Here is a 15830-nt window from a genome sequence, read left to right on the forward strand (position 1 = left end):
GCGTAGCGAGCCGTAATTATTGACAATTCCGTCGCGCTTTCCGCGCAATTGATAGCTAAGGCGTTAGATATTGTAGCCCCATCCCCTCAGAACGGGAACAGGATGTCGTAAACCTGCTGGCCGTAGCGGGGCTGCTGGACGTCGCTGAGCTGGCCCTGGCCGCCATAGGCGATGCGGGCTTCGGCGATGTCCTCGTGGCTGATCTCGTTGGTGGACCGGATGTCCTCGGGGCGGATGATGCCGGTGAGTTGGAGGACGCGGTTCTCGTAGTTCACGCGCACTTCCTGCCGGCCTGCGATGACCAGATTGCCGTTCGGCAGAACCTGCGTCACCATCGTCGCGACGCGCAGATTGATTTCCTCGGTGCGGTCCACCTCGCCGCTGCCGGTGTGGACGCTGTCGCTTTCCGCGTCCACGAGTGAGGTGGGATCCACGTCGTTGGGCAGGACTTTGTCCAGCTTCCCTTCAAAGCCAAGGAAGCTGCTGAGCGCGGCGTTCTCGCCCGCGTTGCGGCTGCGCGTGGTCTCGTTCGACAATTCGGCGCTGTCGTTGATGTTGATGACGACCGTCAGGATATCGCCCACGTCGCTGGCGCGCTGGTCCTTGAAGAACGCGCGCGAGCCGGGACTCCACAGCGAGTTGGCGTGGCGCTCGTCCGCGCCTTCCCTGGGTGTCGGCATTGGAAGCTCAAGCGGCCTGTCGCCGGTCATTTTTGCCGGGTTCTCGATGCCGGTCTGGGGCGGCTCCGAACCGACCTGCTCAAGCCGGGTCAGCGCATTGCAGCCGCTGACCGCAACCGCAAGCAGCGTGACGGCAAGTGCGCGGGTCAATCCGGCGGAAAGCGTGCGGGTGAACATGATCGACGCTCCTCCTCGCATCCCCGGCGCGCTCACGGCTTCACCGAGACGGTGTCGGCCGCGGTCGCAATGCCGGTGACCGTGGTCTTGGACTTCGTATTGATGACGCGGACGGCCTCGCCCTTGGCGCCGTCGTCAAGGGCGCGCCCCTGGGCGGTCAACTGCATCCGGTCCGTCTTGAAGGTGATGGTGACAAGGCTGTTCTTGGCCACGACGACGGGCTTGCGCACGTCCGTCATGCGCAGCGGCTCACCCGGACGGACGCTGCGCCGTGCGCTTTTGCCGACGATGGAAGCGGCGTCGGTCAGATGGTTGCGGTTCACCTGATTGGCCGGCATCGAAATCCATTCCAGGTCGTCCTCGTGGATCAGCTCGCCCCGGCCGATCCGGCGAATCGGCACCGGCACGTCGACCATGTGTACGGCGCGCCCGGTGATCGTCGCGCTGGCCTTTGGGTCGTTCACGTCGGGCGCCAGCACGTTGGCGCTGAATCGGCCGCTGGAGCGGTCGTAGGCCAGGTTGGCGACACTGACCGTGGCCGGCACCGTCGTCGGCAGGGTCAGCGAGAGACCGGGGTTGTCGAGCACGATGGAGAGGTTGCCGTCGATTCCGCGTTCCGCCAGGACGCGCCCGATGGCCTGGCCGATCCGCGTCCGGCCGATGCGGTGGGCGGCGCGGCGGACGGTGGTCTCCACGGCGGGCGAATGGGGCTGCCAGTCCACGCGGTAGGCCTTCGCGACGCGCGCCAGCCAGGAAGCGGTGAGGCGGACTTGCCGGCCGGGTTCGGGCGCGTTGGCGATGGCGGTGTCCGCCCGCTCGTCCAGGCCGGAGAAGATATCGCCCAGCGTCACGGTGCGGTCCTCGACCGTGATGTTGGTGTTCAGCGTGACCGGCTGCGCCAGCGTGCCGGCGGCCTCCGCGCGTCCGGCCGCGGCCCAGGCCAGGGAGGCGCAAGCCAGGGCGGCGAAGGCGATGGCGGCAAAAGCGCGGTGCGGGGTCATGGGAAACTCTCCGGCGGCTCGTGAAACGCGTTAGCGAAGCTGCGTCACCGACTGCATCATCTCGTCCGAGGCCTGGATGACGCGGCTGTTCATCTCATAGGCGCGCTGGGCGGCGATCATATTGGTGATCTCCTTCACAACATCGACGTTCGAGTTCTCGATGGCGCCCTGCAGGACCGTGCCGAAGCCGGGCGAGCCCGGAACCGCCACGTTCGCCTGGCCGGAAGCGTTGGTTTCAAGGAACAGGTTGTCGCCGATGGCTTCCAGGCCCGCCTCGTTGGAGAAGCGCGCCAGTTCGATCTGGCCGACGATCTGCGGAGCAACCTGACCGTCGAGGTCCACCAGGACTTCGCCGCTGGCGTTCACCGTCACGCCCACCGCGTCCTCGGGAATGGTGACGCCGGGCTGCACCAGGAAGCCGTCGGAGGTGACGAGATCGCCGTCCGGCGAAAGCTGGAACGAGCCCGAGCGGGTGTAGCCGGTCTCGCCCGAGGGCAGCTCGATCTGGAAGTAGCCCTTGCCGTCCACGGCGAGGTCGAAGGTATTGTCGGTGATCTCCAGGCTGCCCTGCTCGCTGATGCGGTAGACCGCGCCGGGCTTCACGCCGAGACCGAGCTGGATGCCGGAGGGCACGATGGTGCCTTCCTGCGAGGAGTTCGCGCCGACGCGGCGCATGTTCTGGTACAGCAGGTCGTTGAACTCGGCCCGCTGACGCTTGTAGCCGGAGGTGTTCACGTTGGCGATGTTGTTCGAGATCACCTCGACGTTCATCTGCTGCGCCAGCATGCCCGTGGCGGCGATATTGAGCGAACGCATGGGGTGTTCCTTTCTGGCTTCGGCGTGTGCGGTTCCGGTTAATGCGGCCCGGCGTCAGGCGGACTCGACAAGCGTGCGAATGGCGCGAAGCTGGCGCTCGTGGTCGCCGTCCACCATCTTTTGGGCGCCCTGATAGCTGCGCACAAGCTCCATCATTCGCGTCATCTCCACTACGCCCTTGACGTTGGAGCCTTCCAGCATGCCCTGCTTCACCCCGGCTCCGTCGGCCGGCAGCACCGGCATGTCGCCGGCGTCGAACAGGCCGTCGGCCTGCTTGCGCAGCGCCTGCTCGTTGCCGAAGGTGACGAGGTCGAAGGTCGCGACCTGCCCGTTCTCCGTGGAGATCGCGCCGTCCTCCGAGATCTCGATGCTGACGGCATTGTCCGGGATCGCGATCGGGTTGCCGTTCTGGTCCAGAACGCGGTAGCCCGCGTCGGTGACCAGTTCGTTGTCCTGGCTGAGCTTGAAGCTGCCGTTGCGGGTGTAGCGCGGACCGTCGTCTGTCTCGACGACGAAGTAACCCTCGCCGTCGATGGCCGCGTCCAGCGCGTTGCCCGTCTGCTCCATCGGCCCTTCGCTGAGGTCCTGCACCACGGCGATGTCCTCGACGAAGCTCAGCTTGCCATTTTCGCCGCGCTGGGTTTCGGCCAGATGCTCCACGAACATCATGCTCTCGCCGCGGAAGGCCGGCGTGTTCACGTTCGCCAGGTTGTTCGCGACAAGGTCCATCTCGCGGCGAAGCGCACCTTGGCGGGAGAGGGCGATATAGCTCGTCGTTTCCATTTGGTTCCCGGCTCGATCGTCCTGTTGCGTGGCCCGGGCACGATGCCCGCCCATCTCTCATGCAGGCTGCGTGCCAAATTCCGATTATATTAAAATATCAAAAGGTTAGGAGGTTGAGGCGGGGCGGGAATTCGGGTACGGCCTCGTCGGGCGGCAAGTCTTGCCGGTACGCCCGGCTGCTTCTGCCGGCTCAACGAGTTCTTAACCAGGGCGGCATACTTTGACGGCAATACACCGCGAATCAGGAATGATTCGTCTCGTTCGGACGCGCAGCAGCGGGGGCTCATGACCGACCAGACGATGGACCAGGACGTCGGCGAGGATGTCGAGATCGAAGCCGCGCCACGTAAAGGCGGCCCATCGGGCAAGAAGATCGTCCTGTTCGGCATCCTTCCGCTGCTTCTCCTGATCGGCGCGGGCGCGGGGGTCTATCTCAGCGGTGCGCTGGACAGCCTTCTCGGCGGCGGCAAGGCGGAGGAAAGCACGGCCGAGGAAAAGCAGTCGGTCTTCTACGACATGCCGACCTTGCTGGTGAACCTGAACTCCGGCGGGCGCCAGAGCAACTACCTGAAGCTGTCGGTCAGCCTGGAGGTCGAGGGCGAGGCCGCGCGCCAGCGCCTGGACCAGGTGAAGCCGCGCATCGTCGACAACTTCCAGGTCTACCTGCGTGAGTTGCGGATCGAGGACCTTCAGGGCTCGGCCGGGCTGCAGCGGCTGCGCGAGGAACTGCTGCTGCGCGTGAATGCAACGGTGGACGACGTCAAGGTACGGGACGTCCTGTTCAAGGAGATGCTGGTCCAGTAGGCGCTGAGTGCCGGCGCAAAGCGACACCCGACTGGGTGAACGGGCGGAGGTCATGGCGGAAGAGAACGATCCCGAGGTCGAAGGCCAGGACGACGAGCAGGTCGACGAAGACGCCCTGATGGCCGAATGGGAGGCCATGGCCGGCGACGACGGCGGCGGCAGTTCGGCGCGTGTCCTCGACCAGGAAGAGATCGACAGCCTCCTGGGCCTTGACGGCGACGGTGGCGACGGCGGCGATCAGTCCGGCATCCAGGCGATCATCAATTCGGCCCTGGTCTCCTACGAACGCCTGCCGATGCTGGAGGTCGTCTTCGACCGCCTTGTGCGGATGATGTCGACCTCGCTGCGCAATTTCACGTCCGACAACGTCGAGGTCAGCCTGGACAACATCACCTCGATCCGTTTCGGCGACTACCTGAATTCCATCCCGCTGCCGGCGATGCTGACGGTCTTCAAGGCCGAGGAGTGGGACAACTATGGCCTCATCACGATCGATTCGACGCTGATCTACTCGATCGTCGACGTCCTGCTGGGGGGGCGGCGCGGCACGGCCGCCATGCGGATCGAGGGCCGGCCCTACACGACCATCGAGCGCAACCTGATGGAGCGGATGGTCCACGTCGTCCTGGGCGACATCTCCGCCGCCTTCGACCCGCTCTCGCCGGTCACGTTCAGCTTCGACCGGCTGGAGACCAATCCGCGCTTCGCCACGATCGCGCGCCATGCCAACGCGGCGGTGGTGGCCCGGCTGCGGGTGGACATGGAGGATCGCGGCGGCCGCATGGAGGTGTTGCTGCCTTACGCCACGCTGGAGCCGGTGCGCGAGATGCTGCTCCAGATGTTCATGGGCGAGAAGTTCGGCCGCGATTCGATCTGGGAAAGCCATCTTACGGCCGAGTTGTGGCAGACCGAGGTCAGCCTGCGTGCCGTTCTCGACGAGGTGGATGCCACGCTGGGCGATGTCCTCAACTGGAAGGTCGGGGACTTCATCCCGTTGAACGCGACCCCGCAGTCGAAGGTGAGTCTGCGCTGCGGCGACGTAAAGATGTTCGCTGGTCCGATGGGGCGGCGGAACGAGCACATTGCGGTGCGCATCCAGAACAAGTCCGCCAGGGAGGGCGACGTCGCATGACCGGCTTTGCCATCGCGCTCGACGTCGTCGTGGCGCTGCTGTTGGCCGCGACCATTGTCTATGCCTCGGTCCTGAACAGGAAGCTGGCCACCCTGCGCAATACCAAGCAGGAGATGGAAGCCCTGGTGAATCGCCTCGTGGAGAGCACCGGCAAGGCGGAAGGCGCGCTGGCCGAACTCAAGGCCGCGGCGAACGAGTCGGGTCAGCGGCTTGAAACGCAGGTCATGCAGGCCCGTGAACTCAGCGACGACATGAACTTCCTGGTCGAGAAGGCGACGAGCCTGGCCGATAGGCTGGAAGGTCAGATCGGCCAGGCGCGCACCGCGACGCGGCCGGCGAACGAGGGCGGGCAGACCGCCAAGAAGCCGGCCAAGAAGGCATCCGAACCGGCTGCGGCAAGCCGGAAGCAGGCGGCTTCGGGAGGTTCGAGCGTGGCGGCGCGCGGTTCGCGCGGCGACATCGAGGACGAGCCGCCGGCCAATGCCAGTCTCCTGCGCGCGCTCCGCGGTGTGCGCTGAAGGCGGGGAGGAGAACAGCAATGCGACCACGGATCCTGCCAATGCTGATTGCCGTCTCCCTGCTGACGCTCGGCGTCCGGATCGGGGAGATCTGGCAGGGCTTCGGCGGCCCCGCCGAGGCGCAGAGCGAGGCCGCCGCGGCGGCCGAGTTCGTCCGGGAGCCGTTCAGTCACGTCCAGGTGGCCGCCGCCGATACGTCGGGTGAAGAGGTAGACGACGGGAACGGCTCGGCCGGTGCACAGGGTGCGGCCAGGTCGGATGGCGGTATGGACGAAGGCGATAGTGGTCCGGCAATGGCGGCGGTTGATGGCAGCGACGATCCACTCTCGATGAGCAACGAGGAAATCGAGCTTCTGCAGCAGCTCGGCGAGCGCCGGCAGCGGCTGAATGCGCGGGAGGAGGCGCTCAACGAGCGCGAGTCGCTGATCAAGGCGGCGGAGAAACGCCTTGAGGACAAGATCGCCGACCTTGAAGCATTGAAGTCGACGATCGAGGACCTGCTGGTCAAGTACGATGAACAAGAGGACAAGCAGCTGACCCGTCTCGTCAACATCTACGAGAAGATGAAGGCGGACGACGCAGCGCGGATTTTCGAGGATCTCGAAATGCCGATTCTGCTCAAGGTCGTCGACCGCATGAACGAACGCAAGACGGCGCCGATCCTGGCGGAAATGCAGCCCGCCAAGGCACAGGCCCTTACGCTCAAGCTGGCCGAGCGGCGCGACTTGCCGATTCCGCGGGAGTAGATGCGCGGTAAACAAGGAGCGTTTACGGCCTCTTAAGGCTGTGCCTCTAGGTTGCATCGCGAGTTCAAAATAAAAGGCATTTGCCGGGAAGGGGGACTGAGGCGGCTATGGCAGGCGTCGATTTCAATATGCCGATCCTGGTCGTGGACGACTACAAGACCATGCTGAGGATCATCCGCAACCTGCTGAAACAGCTCGGGTTCAATAACGTCGACGAGGCGACCGACGGGAGCGTCGCCCTGCAGAAACTACGGGACAAGAAGTACGGTCTGGTCATCTCGGACTGGAACATGGAGCCGATGAGCGGGCTGCAACTTCTCAAGGAGGTCCGGGCGGACCAGCGCCTGAATGACCTGCCTTTCATCATGGTCACGGCCGAGAGCAAGAGCGAGAACGTGGTCGCGGCCAAGGAGGCCGGTGTTACCAACTACATCATCAAGCCGTTCAATGCCGCGACGCTGAAGACCAAGCTGACGGCGGTGATCGGCCAGTTCTGAGAAGGGAGCCGGCGATGGACGGGGCGCATTCCGGCGGCACCAACAGGCGGGGCGGGCAAGCAGATCCCCTGCGCGCGGAGCTGGAGCGTCGGCTCCAGCTTCTGGCGGATCACGGGCAGCGGGCCGATCCGAAAGACATCACGGCGGCGGTCGAAAGCATCATGGCCACGGTCGAGGGCGACCTCTCGGCCGTGAACCTGAAACTCTACGCCGAGATCGAGGCGCTGGGGCGGTATATCGAAAGCGCCAAGGCGGAGATCGCCGAGGTGCGCCCGGACGAGATCCGCGACCAGCACCTGCCGACGGCAACGGATGAACTGGAAGCCATCGTCGGCGCGACCGAGCAGGCCACCAACCAGATACTGGAGGCCGTCGAGTCGATCGAGGAGGTCGCCGGCGAGGTCGACGAGGCGAAGTCGGAGAAGATCACCGGTGCGGTCACGCAGGTCTACGAGGCCTGCAACTTCCAGGACATCACCGGACAGCGCATCACCAAGGTCGTCACGGCCCTGCAGGAAATCGAGCGGAAGGTAGACGCTCTGTTGGCTGCGTTCGGGGAAGAGATGGCCCGTAACCAGATCAAGCGGCGACAGGCCGAGGCTGCGTCCAAGGACGACGAGAAAAGCCTGATGAACGGCCCGGCCTCGCCGAACGAAGCTGTCAGTCAGGAGGACATCGACGCCCTGTTGGCCAGCTTTGACTGACCCGTGATGGAATACCTCGCGAATCGCCGCAAGAGAGGCTCGACGTCCGACGGGAACATCGTCGCGATGTTGAGCCTCAAGCTGCTTCTGCTGGCGTTTTTCATCCTGCTCTCGACGATGTCGAGCTTCGAGGAAAAGCGCAGCCGTGCCGTCCTGGAAAGCGTGGCAACGACCTTCCAGGGACACGTCGCCGCGATTCGCAGCCTGGATAATCCGACGGCGGGCCTGGGCCAGCTTGAGAACGCGCCCTCGCTTGTCGACCGGCTCAAAAGCCTGTTCCGCCAGACCTTGCCGGTGGTGGAGATGGAGGAATCCCCCACCGGAAACGCGCTTCGCCTCGAAGTGCCGGCGGAGTCGGTCTTCGTTGCCGGTAGCGCGCGTCTGGCGCCGGGCCGCGGCGTCCTGCTGGATCGTCTGGCGCGCATCCTGAACGGCGAGGACGGGCCTGAAGCCGCATACGAGTTGCAACTCCTGCATTCGGTGCGCGGCTCGGGAACCGGGGTGGCCGGCGAGCTTGCGGTCCGTCGCGGCGGCGTGATGGCGCGGCGGCTGGGCGATCTGGGGGTGGCAGAGGATAGCCTGTCGATCGCGCTTTGGCCGCGTGCGTCGGAAGGGGCGCGGGACGGCCTGATCGCGTTCGAAATCCTGCTGGACGTGCCGCCGAGAACGGCTGGCGAACTACCGGCAAAGGCGCCGGAGGCAAGGCCGTGAGCGACGAGGCCGAGATCGAGCAAGTGCAGGAGGCGCCGCCGCCTCCACCGTCCGTATCCACGGGGCTGCCGCCACGTCGCGCGAGACGCAACGATGCGAACGCGTGGATGGTGACCTTCACCGATCTCGTCGCGCTCATGCTGACGTTCTTCGTCATGATCTTCGCCATGTCCACGGTGAAGACGGAGTCCTGGCAAAGCTTGACCCAGAGCCTGCGCGAGCAGTTGAGCAGCGTGATCTCGACATCCCCGGCACGCCCGGCGCTGCGCCTCGACATGCCGACGGCGAACGAGGCGCCGGGCGCCGACCTGGATTACGTGGCCGAACTGATGCGCGGGCAGATCGCCTCCGCCCTGCCGGAAAACGCGGCTTTCGTACGTCGGGAAGCGGGGCGGCTTTTCGTTTCGCTGCCTTCCGATCTGTTGTTCAAGACCGGCGACCATGCACTCACGAAGGAAGCGGCCGAGACGGTCTTTGCCCTCGGCGGCGTGCTGCGCAACCTGCCTAACCGGGTCGAGGTTGCGGGCCATGCCGACCCGCGCAAGCCGCGCGGACGCTATCCTTCCAACTGGGAGCTTTCGCTGCGGCGGGCGCAGTCCGTTGCCGTTGCGCTGCGGAAGGCCGGCTATGACGGCGGGGTCATCGCGCGCGGCTATGGCGACGCACAATTCGGTGCGCTTCCCGATGAATGGCCGCTGGTGCGTCGCAATGCGTTGGCCCGCCGGGTCGACATCGTGATCGGCGCCGCCGGTCGGGACGGGAACTGATGCGCCGGGCGCCACTATACCTCTCGCTCCTCGCCGGGACGGTGCTCGCTGCGCTGCCGGCCGCGGCGCAGGAAACGGTGCGCATCCGCGCCGGCGAGCACGACGACTTCGGCCGCCTTGTGTTCGACTGGTCGAAGCCCGTGCGTTATCGCGCGTATGTGCAGGACGGGCAGCTTCATCTGGAGTTCGCGCGGCGCGCGGCCTTCCAGCTTGGCGGCGTCCTGCCGACGCTTGGCGATTACGTCGGACAGGCGGCGGCGGGGCCGCATGGCTACCGCCTGACTTTCCCGATGAAGGACGACTTCGGTCTCAAGCACTGGACCAGCGGCCCGAAGGTCGTTGTCGACCTCAAGGCCCCCAATGCGCCGCCGGATTCGGCGCCCACCGTGCGGATGCGGGTAGGTGAGCACGATACCTTCGACCGGCTGGTGTTCGACTGGAGCGAGCAGGTTGCTTACAGCGTCGAGCGCGCCCCCGACGGCAAGGGCGCCCGTGTCCGCTTCGAGCGGCCGGCCAAACTGGACCTGAGTGCCTTTAACGGTGACGGCTTGCCGCGCGTGAAGGGCGTGGGCGAAGTCGAGAGCGGCACCAACAGCGGGGTCACCCTCGACATCCCACCGCAGGCGCGGCTGCGCCACTTCAAGGTGGGGCCGAAAGTCGTGGTCGACGTCCTGGCGGCCAAGGCTGCCGATGGTAAGCCGGGAGACGGCAAGGTACCCGACACCGAAGAAACGCCGGCGCCGACCGTCACAGCCGACTCGGACGACGGCGCCGTCGAGAGGAAGCCGACCCGGCCGCCGGAGAAGCCCGAGGAACTGGCCCGGGCGGTGCCGGAACAGGCTTCCCCGAAGAAGGGGGATGCCGGCGCCGGCACGGATGCAGCCACCGGCGGCGACGAGCCCGGCGCGCCGCTTTCGCTGCTGCCCGAGGCGAAGAAGGCGCTTTCCCGTAGCGCCGCCGAGGAGGCCGGCGGCTCCGCCGGGCAGAACGTTGGCACCTCTGGGCAAGACGCTCCCGACGCCGAGCCGGAGGCGGATTCGAGGGACGCCAGTCCACCTGACGACTCCGAAAGGCCCCGCTCACGGGTTACTCGCGTCTCTTTCAGCGGCGATGAGCGGTTCCCGCCACAGAAAGTTGCGCGCGGTCTGACCCCGCAGCCGGGCGAGATGCCTCCCGCCATCGCCGCGAGCGACCTGGGCCTGCCGTGGGCAAAGCGGCATGTTGCCGCGTACCGCCGCGACGGCGACATGTGGCTGGTCGCGGCGGGGCGGGCGCCGGAGGCTTTCGCGCTGTCCGTGCAGAATGCCAATCCCGCCGTCCGCAAGGCCACGCAGCAGAGCCACGACGGTGCCACCGTGGTCCGCTTCGATGCGATACCCGGCCTGCAGATCCGCCCACGCCAGGACGAGGGGCGGTGGCAACTGTCGCTGGCGGCGCAGTCCGCGCTGCCGTCCCGGCCGTTGCGGGTCGAGGTGCGCGACGGCCGCGTCGTCATCCCGGTGGAGGCGGCGGGGCCCGTCGTCGACATGGCCGATCCGGGTGCCGGCGGACGGCTCTACGTGGTTCCGCTCGCCGGGGCCGGGCAGGGCATGTCGCTGCGCCGGGACTTCCCCGAGTTTACGCTGTTGCCGACGGTCGTCGGCGTGGCCGTCGTGCCGAAGGCCGAACACGTGGCCGTCAGCACGGGCGAGGAGGGTGTCGTCATCCACGGCGGCGCGCAGAAGCTGGCCATTTCCAATCCCGGCCACGGCGGTGGGGCCGATGCCACGGCGGATGCGCTGAACGGCAGGCGGCTTCTCGACCTCCGGGCATGGCGACGGGCGGACGAGCCGTACTCGAAGGCCCGGCGGCGTTTGCAGAAGGCCGTTGTCGACGCGCCCCCGGCGAAGAAGCATCTGGCCCGTCTGGAGCTTGCCCGCTTCTACTTCGCGCACGGCTTGGCGGCGGAAACCCTGGGGGCGCTCGACGTGTACACGGAGCAGGCGCCGCGCCGGGCGGAGGATCCGCAGGTCCGCCTGATGGCGGGCGCCGCCCACGCGCTGCAAGGAGAGTGGCGGGAGGCGGGCGAGGCGCTGACGCACCCCTCGCTGGACGGCGCACTGGATGCCCTGCCGTGGCGCGCGGCCCATGCCGCCGCGACGGGCGCGGACGAGGCGGCCGTCAACGCCTTCCATCGCTCCGAGAACGTGCTGGGCGCCTATCCCGATACCGTGCGTAAACGCCTGCACCTGGCAATCGCGGAGGCGCGGCTGCGGCTGGGCGACACCAAGGCGGCCAAGCATAACCTGGAGGTCGCCCGCGCGCTCGGCCACAACAGGTCGGACCGGGCGGAGGTGGACTATCTGCTGGCGCGAAAGCTGCTTGCCGAGGGCGACGTGGAGGAGGCCGAGACACTGTGGCGCGACGTGGCGACAAGCGACCATGCATCTTCCCGCGCCCGTGCCCGGTTCGTCATGGTGGAGCGGGACCTGGCCGCCGACCGCATCGACCGCAAGGAGGCGATCGCTCGGCTGGAACGGCTGCGCTTCGCCTGGCGGGGCGATTCCTTCGAGGCCGTGCTGCTTCACCGTCTCGCCGACCTCTACGCCGCCGGGGCCGAGTATCGGCGCGCGCTGACCGCACTGCGGCAGGCGGCATCCCACCTTCCGGACACGGCCTGGGCGCAGGGCGCGGCGGATCGCATGCGCGACATCTTCAAGCAGGTGTTCCTGCAGGGCGGCGCGGACAGGATGCCGCCGCTGAAGGCGCTGGCCCTTTATGAATCCTTCCGCGAGCTGACGCCGGCGGAGCCCGAGGGCGACAGGATGATTTCGAACCTCGTCGACCGGCTGGTGGAGGTCGACCTGCTGGAGCGTGCCGCCGACCTTCTGGACGGCCAGGTGCGTCACAGGCTCGCCGGCGCGCGGCGAACCAAGGCGGGCGCCCGGCTGGCGTCCATCTATCTGCTTGACGCCAAACCGGGCAAGGCGCTGGACGCGCTCGACATCAGCAAGGGAACCGGCGGGTCGAAGGTGCTTGTCGACCGGCGGCGCCATCTGCGCGCCCGCGCGCTGGCCAAGCTCCACCGTGGGGACGAAGCGTTGGCCCTGTTGCGGGGCGACAACAGCGCGGACGGCCTGCGGCTCAAGGCGGATATCCACGCCGACGCCGGCCGCTGGGGCAAGGCGGCGGATGCCCTCGACGGTCTGTTGCCGAACACGCCCAAGCCGGGCGCGGCGATGGCGGAGAGGAATGTTCGTCAGGTACTGCGCAGCGCGGTGGCCCTCACCCTGGCGGGGCGGCGCGACGAACTGGATGGGCTGCAAAAGCGCTACGGCGAAGCGATGCGGCAAAGCAAGCACGCCGAGACCTTCCGCCTGCTGGCCGGCAGCGAGGACGGCCAGGGCGTTTCCACGATTGCCCAGCGCCTTGCCGAGGTCAGCCAGGCCAAGGCCTTCATGAATACCTTCCAGGACAGCCTGCAGCAGCAGGCCAGCCTCGGCGGCGGGCAATCGTAGAGGAGAGTGCGGCGTCAGCCGTAGGACTGCACCAGGCTGCCGGCGACCAGATGCCAGCCGTCCACCAGGACGAAGAAGATCAGCTTGAACGGTAGCGAGATCAGCACCGGGGGCAGCATCAGCATGCCCATCGACATCAGGATCGACGCGACCACCATGTCGATGATGAGAAACGGCAAGTACATCAGGAAGCCGATCTCGAAGGCGCGGCGCAGCTCGCTGATCATGAACGCCGGGATCAGCGCCCGCATCGGCGTCGCCTGCGGCTCCTCCACCTCGCCGACATCGGCCATGTCGATGAAGAGACGCAGATCCTCCCCGCGCACGTGATCCAGCATGAAGGCGCGCACCGGCTGGGCCGCCCGGTCGACGGCCTCCAACTCGCCGACGTCTTCGTTCACCAGCGGCACCAGCGCCTCGTCATAGATGGTCTGCATCGTGGGCATCATGATGAAGGCCGTCAGGAACAGCGCCAGGCTGATCAGGACCGAGTTCGGCGGCGTCTGCTGGATGCCCAGCGCGCTGCGCAGGAACGACAACACGACGATGATGCGGGTGAACGAGGTCACCATCACCAGGATCGACGGCGCCAGCGACAGGACGGTGACCAGCGCGATGATCTGAATGATCCGCGATGAGGTCGAGCCGCCGCCATCGCCCAGCTCCAGGCTGAACGTCTGCGCCGCGACCGGCTCGCTGACCCCCAGAACGACGGCGACCGCCGCCAGCGCGAACGTCAGCGACAGGCCGAAAACACGCGACAGCGTCATACCGTGGAACTCCCCGGGGCGGTGTCGGGCGCCTTGGCCGGGGCGGCGGGCGCGGCAATTCCCGTTTCGATCAACACGTCGTTGCCCTGGCCGATGAGGACCAGGTGTTCGACCGCGTCGCGGCGCAGCAGCACCAGCTTGCGGCGCCCATCCAGCGGCGCCACCTCCACGACGGAGAGCCGGCGGTGCTTCTTGCCCGTGTTCGGCGTCAGTCGCCCGCCCAGGCCAAGCCGGTTCGCGCCCCACGCCAGGGCGCCGATCAGCCCCACGACGAAGATCAGCGCCAGCAGAAAGCGCAGGTAGACATCGAGATCCATCAGTCCTCCCGCGGACCGGAGGAGGGTGGGCGGCCATAGGCCTTCACCGCCTGCGTGCGCCGGCCGTGCGCCTGCAACTCGGTCTTGACGCCGTCGAAGCGCTGTTTCATCGCCGCATCCAGGCGTCCGATACCGTCCAGCAGTTCCTGCAGTGTCGGCAGCAACGCGCGCCCGTCCTCGCGCGGCAGCGCCTGCACCTCCCGGCACAGCCGCGAGACCTGCTCGTCAAGGCCGGCCAGATCGGTATCGGCGCCCTCGGCGACGGCCGATTCGGCCTGTTCGATCTGCCGCGACAGCGTTGTCAGTTCGGTTTCCAGCTTGGCGCTCATCGCTCGTTCCCGTCAGACGCGTCGTTGCCGTCCGCGGCCTCGGATTCGGCCTCGAACAGCGTTTCGAAGATGGCGGCGACCGCGGCCAGGGCGGCGGGCGGAATCGGGCCGGCCGCCGAGAGCGCATCCGCCAGCCGTGGGTCCCGCTCGCTCGCGCGCGTCAATTCCCGCAACTGACGCGCGGCCGTGCCGCGTGGCGTGGATGCATCCGTCCGTTCCGGCGTATCGGGGTCGTTCCGCCTCAATACCGGCCGCCTTGCCCCTTCGGCCCCCGTGCCGCGCCCATGACGCGATCTCGCGGCAAGCGTGAACGGATATGCTTAACAAAGGGTTAGACCAGCCCCGGCATTGTCCTTCGGAGCGCGGCTGACTAACTTCTGTTTCAGCAGTGCTGGAGACAGCGTATCCAGGTTGTACGAGTGGGGTGTCCATGCACAACGAACCGCCGATCTCGGTCGAGGCGGCCCACGCCGCCGACAAGGAAAAGGCCTATACCTATCCGCCGCGCCCGCCGTCCGGGGCGCCGGATTTCGACGCCATGCGCGCGCGTGTCCTGGAAGCAACGAAGCAGGCGAGGTCCGACCTTGGTGACGAGTAAACCCGACGTCGAGCCGGTGTGGCTTCCCGTGGAAGAAGTCCGCAAGCTGAACGCCGCCGAGGTGGCGGATATCGGCACCGGCGCGGTGATCGCCGATACCGGCGCGATCGAGCGTGCGCTGAACCGCCCGCGCGTGCTCTGGCACTATCACGACGAGCGCGACGTGGTGCGCCTTGCCTGCGCGCACACCCTCGGCCTGCTGGAGGAACGGCCGTTCGGCACCGGGAACCTGGCTACCGGTCTCGCCACCCTGATGCTGTTCCTGGAGGCGAACGGCTATCGCTGGACCGGTCCCGACGGGCCGGTGCTGAGCGCCTATGTCCGCGCGCTCGCCAACCAGCGTTATACGGAGGAAGGCCTCGCGGAATCCCTGCGCCCGGATATCTTCCCGACGTGACGCGCCGCGCCCGGTTTGTCCCGTGGCGGGGAGGCTGTTTTTCAGCGTGGCATCGGTATCCCGGACATCGTCTGGACGGCGCGAGGGAGTACCCGCGACCCGCCAATTTCACTCCGCGCCCAATCGCCGCCCTGTAACAGCATGATGACAAATGATGACGGATGATGACGTTTGCATACGGTAACGGAATCTCCTGTGGCGGCGTCGGTTCGTCGTTCATGCATCGCTCCCGTCGGTTCGTTGCAGAAAGTAGGATAGGAAGCGTAGCGTTGTTTGTGAAATAGGTCAAGATTCCTAGTTCTTGAGTTCGTTTATTCAGGGCGGGGAAGCTGCCCGCGTGAGCGGGGCGAGGGGCGTCCCCGGCGCGGCTGGCTGCAAGAACCGCTGGGGGACGCCTCTCCGGCCGCCTTCCGGCGGCCCGTCTCTCCTCTGCCTAGTTTGCGGCAGGCGGCCACCCCCCCCCCCTCACCCCGTCCCTCTCCCCCGACGCGGGACCTTTGCGATACGGTCATTTGCGGCGAGGAGTTTGACGAGGGCCGGTTTGGCCGGTCCGCGTGGCGGTTTTTTTGTCGGATTGACGGGATAG

Annotated in this window: 19 protein-coding genes; 11 read left to right on the forward strand and 8 right to left on the reverse strand. The window is 66.9% G+C overall.

Features of this window, described 5'->3' with window-relative positions:
- Positions 1 to 86 precede the first annotated feature (86 nt).
- Genes flgH through flgF form a run of 4 tightly spaced genes read right to left on the reverse strand, consistent with a single transcriptional unit; the run spans position 87 to position 3457 of the window.
- On the reverse strand, positions 87 to 857 hold the full coding sequence (gene flgH, locus DRB17_RS07980; protein ID WP_114581667.1) for a flagellar basal body L-ring protein FlgH: 771 nt from the start codon (positions 855 to 857) through the stop codon (positions 87 to 89).
- A 32-nt stretch (positions 858 to 889) separates the two neighbouring features.
- On the reverse strand, positions 890 to 1858 hold the full coding sequence (flgA, locus tag DRB17_RS07985; RefSeq protein WP_114581668.1) for a flagellar basal body P-ring formation chaperone FlgA: 969 nt from the start codon (positions 1856 to 1858) through the stop codon (positions 890 to 892).
- Positions 1859 to 1888: 30 nt separating this feature from the next.
- Positions 1889 to 2674 (reverse strand): flagellar basal-body rod protein FlgG, encoded by a 786-nt coding sequence (gene flgG, locus DRB17_RS07990; RefSeq protein WP_114581669.1) that lies wholly within the window; start codon positions 2672 to 2674, stop codon positions 1889 to 1891.
- Positions 2675 to 2728: 54 nt separating this feature from the next.
- Entirely contained in the window at positions 2729 to 3457 is a 729-nt protein-coding gene (gene flgF / locus DRB17_RS07995) for a flagellar basal-body rod protein FlgF (protein ID WP_114581670.1), read from the reverse strand.
- A gap of 285 nt (positions 3458 to 3742) precedes the next feature.
- Here flgF and DRB17_RS08000 point away from each other — a divergent pair, with 285 nt between their 5' ends.
- The 9 genes from DRB17_RS08000 (at position 3743) to DRB17_RS08040 (ending at position 12833) form a co-directional block, all read left to right on the forward strand.
- Positions 3743 to 4261, forward strand: a complete 519-nt coding sequence (locus tag DRB17_RS08000; RefSeq protein ID WP_114581671.1) for a flagellar basal body-associated FliL family protein — start codon at positions 3743 to 3745, stop codon at positions 4259 to 4261.
- 52 nt (positions 4262 to 4313) lie between these two features.
- Entirely contained in the window at positions 4314 to 5393 is a 1080-nt protein-coding gene (gene fliM / locus DRB17_RS08005) for a flagellar motor switch protein FliM (protein WP_114581700.1), read from the forward strand.
- Positions 5390 to 5911 (forward strand): DUF6468 domain-containing protein, encoded by a 522-nt coding sequence (locus tag DRB17_RS08010; RefSeq protein WP_114581672.1) that lies wholly within the window; start codon positions 5390 to 5392, stop codon positions 5909 to 5911. Before fliM ends, DRB17_RS08010 begins: the two co-directional genes overlap by 4 nt.
- 20 nt (positions 5912 to 5931) lie before the next feature.
- Positions 5932 to 6657: a MotE family protein gene (locus DRB17_RS08015; protein ID WP_147274847.1), complete on the forward strand. Its 726-nt coding sequence runs from the start codon at positions 5932 to 5934 to the stop codon at positions 6655 to 6657.
- 107 nt (positions 6658 to 6764) lie between these two features.
- Positions 6765 to 7154, forward strand: coding sequence for a response regulator (locus DRB17_RS08020; RefSeq protein WP_114581674.1), 390 nt, complete (start codon positions 6765 to 6767; stop codon positions 7152 to 7154).
- A gap of 14 nt (positions 7155 to 7168) precedes the next feature.
- A complete protein-coding gene (locus DRB17_RS08025) occupies positions 7169 to 7858 on the forward strand; it encodes a protein phosphatase CheZ (protein ID WP_114581675.1) in 690 nt (229 codons plus the stop codon).
- 66 nt (positions 7859 to 7924) lie between these two features.
- Complete coding sequence (locus DRB17_RS08030; RefSeq protein ID WP_147274848.1) at positions 7925 to 8569, forward strand: hypothetical protein; 645 nt, start codon at positions 7925 to 7927, stop codon at positions 8567 to 8569.
- The gene (locus tag DRB17_RS08035) at positions 8566 to 9336 is read left to right on the forward strand and encodes an OmpA/MotB family protein (RefSeq protein ID WP_114581677.1); all 771 of its coding nucleotides are present in this window, start codon (positions 8566 to 8568) and stop codon (positions 9334 to 9336) included. Before DRB17_RS08030 ends, DRB17_RS08035 begins: the two co-directional genes overlap by 4 nt.
- Positions 9336 to 12833, forward strand: coding sequence for a hypothetical protein (locus DRB17_RS08040; RefSeq protein WP_114581678.1), 3498 nt, complete (start codon positions 9336 to 9338; stop codon positions 12831 to 12833). The genes DRB17_RS08035 and DRB17_RS08040 overlap by 1 nt, the downstream gene beginning before the upstream one ends.
- A gap of 14 nt (positions 12834 to 12847) precedes the next feature.
- On the opposite strand, the gene fliP is transcribed toward DRB17_RS08040, so the two are convergent.
- From fliP to DRB17_RS08060, 4 genes are read right to left on the reverse strand one after another with little or no spacing between them, the layout of a single operon-like run.
- Positions 12848 to 13603, reverse strand: coding sequence for a flagellar type III secretion system pore protein FliP (fliP, locus tag DRB17_RS08045; RefSeq protein WP_114581679.1), 756 nt, complete (start codon positions 13601 to 13603; stop codon positions 12848 to 12850).
- Complete coding sequence (locus DRB17_RS08050) at positions 13600 to 13920, reverse strand: flagellar biosynthetic protein FliO (RefSeq protein WP_114581680.1); 321 nt, start codon at positions 13918 to 13920, stop codon at positions 13600 to 13602. Before DRB17_RS08050 ends, fliP begins: the two co-directional genes overlap by 4 nt.
- Entirely contained in the window at positions 13920 to 14249 is a 330-nt protein-coding gene (locus tag DRB17_RS08055) for a hypothetical protein (RefSeq protein ID WP_114581681.1), read from the reverse strand. The genes DRB17_RS08050 and DRB17_RS08055 overlap by 1 nt, the downstream gene beginning before the upstream one ends.
- Positions 14246 to 14494 carry a hypothetical protein gene (locus tag DRB17_RS08060; RefSeq protein ID WP_114581682.1) on the reverse strand — a complete coding sequence of 83 codons (249 nt, stop codon included), beginning with the start codon at positions 14492 to 14494 and terminating at the stop codon, positions 14246 to 14248. The genes DRB17_RS08055 and DRB17_RS08060 overlap by 4 nt, the downstream gene beginning before the upstream one ends.
- A 185-nt stretch (positions 14495 to 14679) precedes the next feature.
- Here DRB17_RS08060 and DRB17_RS20205 point away from each other — a divergent pair, with 185 nt between their 5' ends.
- Entirely contained in the window at positions 14680 to 14847 is a 168-nt protein-coding gene (locus DRB17_RS20205) for a hypothetical protein (protein ID WP_153242369.1), read from the forward strand.
- On the forward strand, positions 14837 to 15244 hold the full coding sequence (locus DRB17_RS08065; protein ID WP_114581683.1) for a type II toxin-antitoxin system death-on-curing family toxin: 408 nt from the start codon (positions 14837 to 14839) through the stop codon (positions 15242 to 15244). Before DRB17_RS20205 ends, DRB17_RS08065 begins: the two co-directional genes overlap by 11 nt.
- Positions 15245 to 15830 lie beyond the last annotated feature (586 nt).

This window comes from Ferruginivarius sediminum, assembly GCF_003344765.1.
GTDB lineage: Bacteria > Pseudomonadota > Alphaproteobacteria > Kiloniellales > Rhodovibrionaceae > Ferruginivarius > Ferruginivarius sediminum.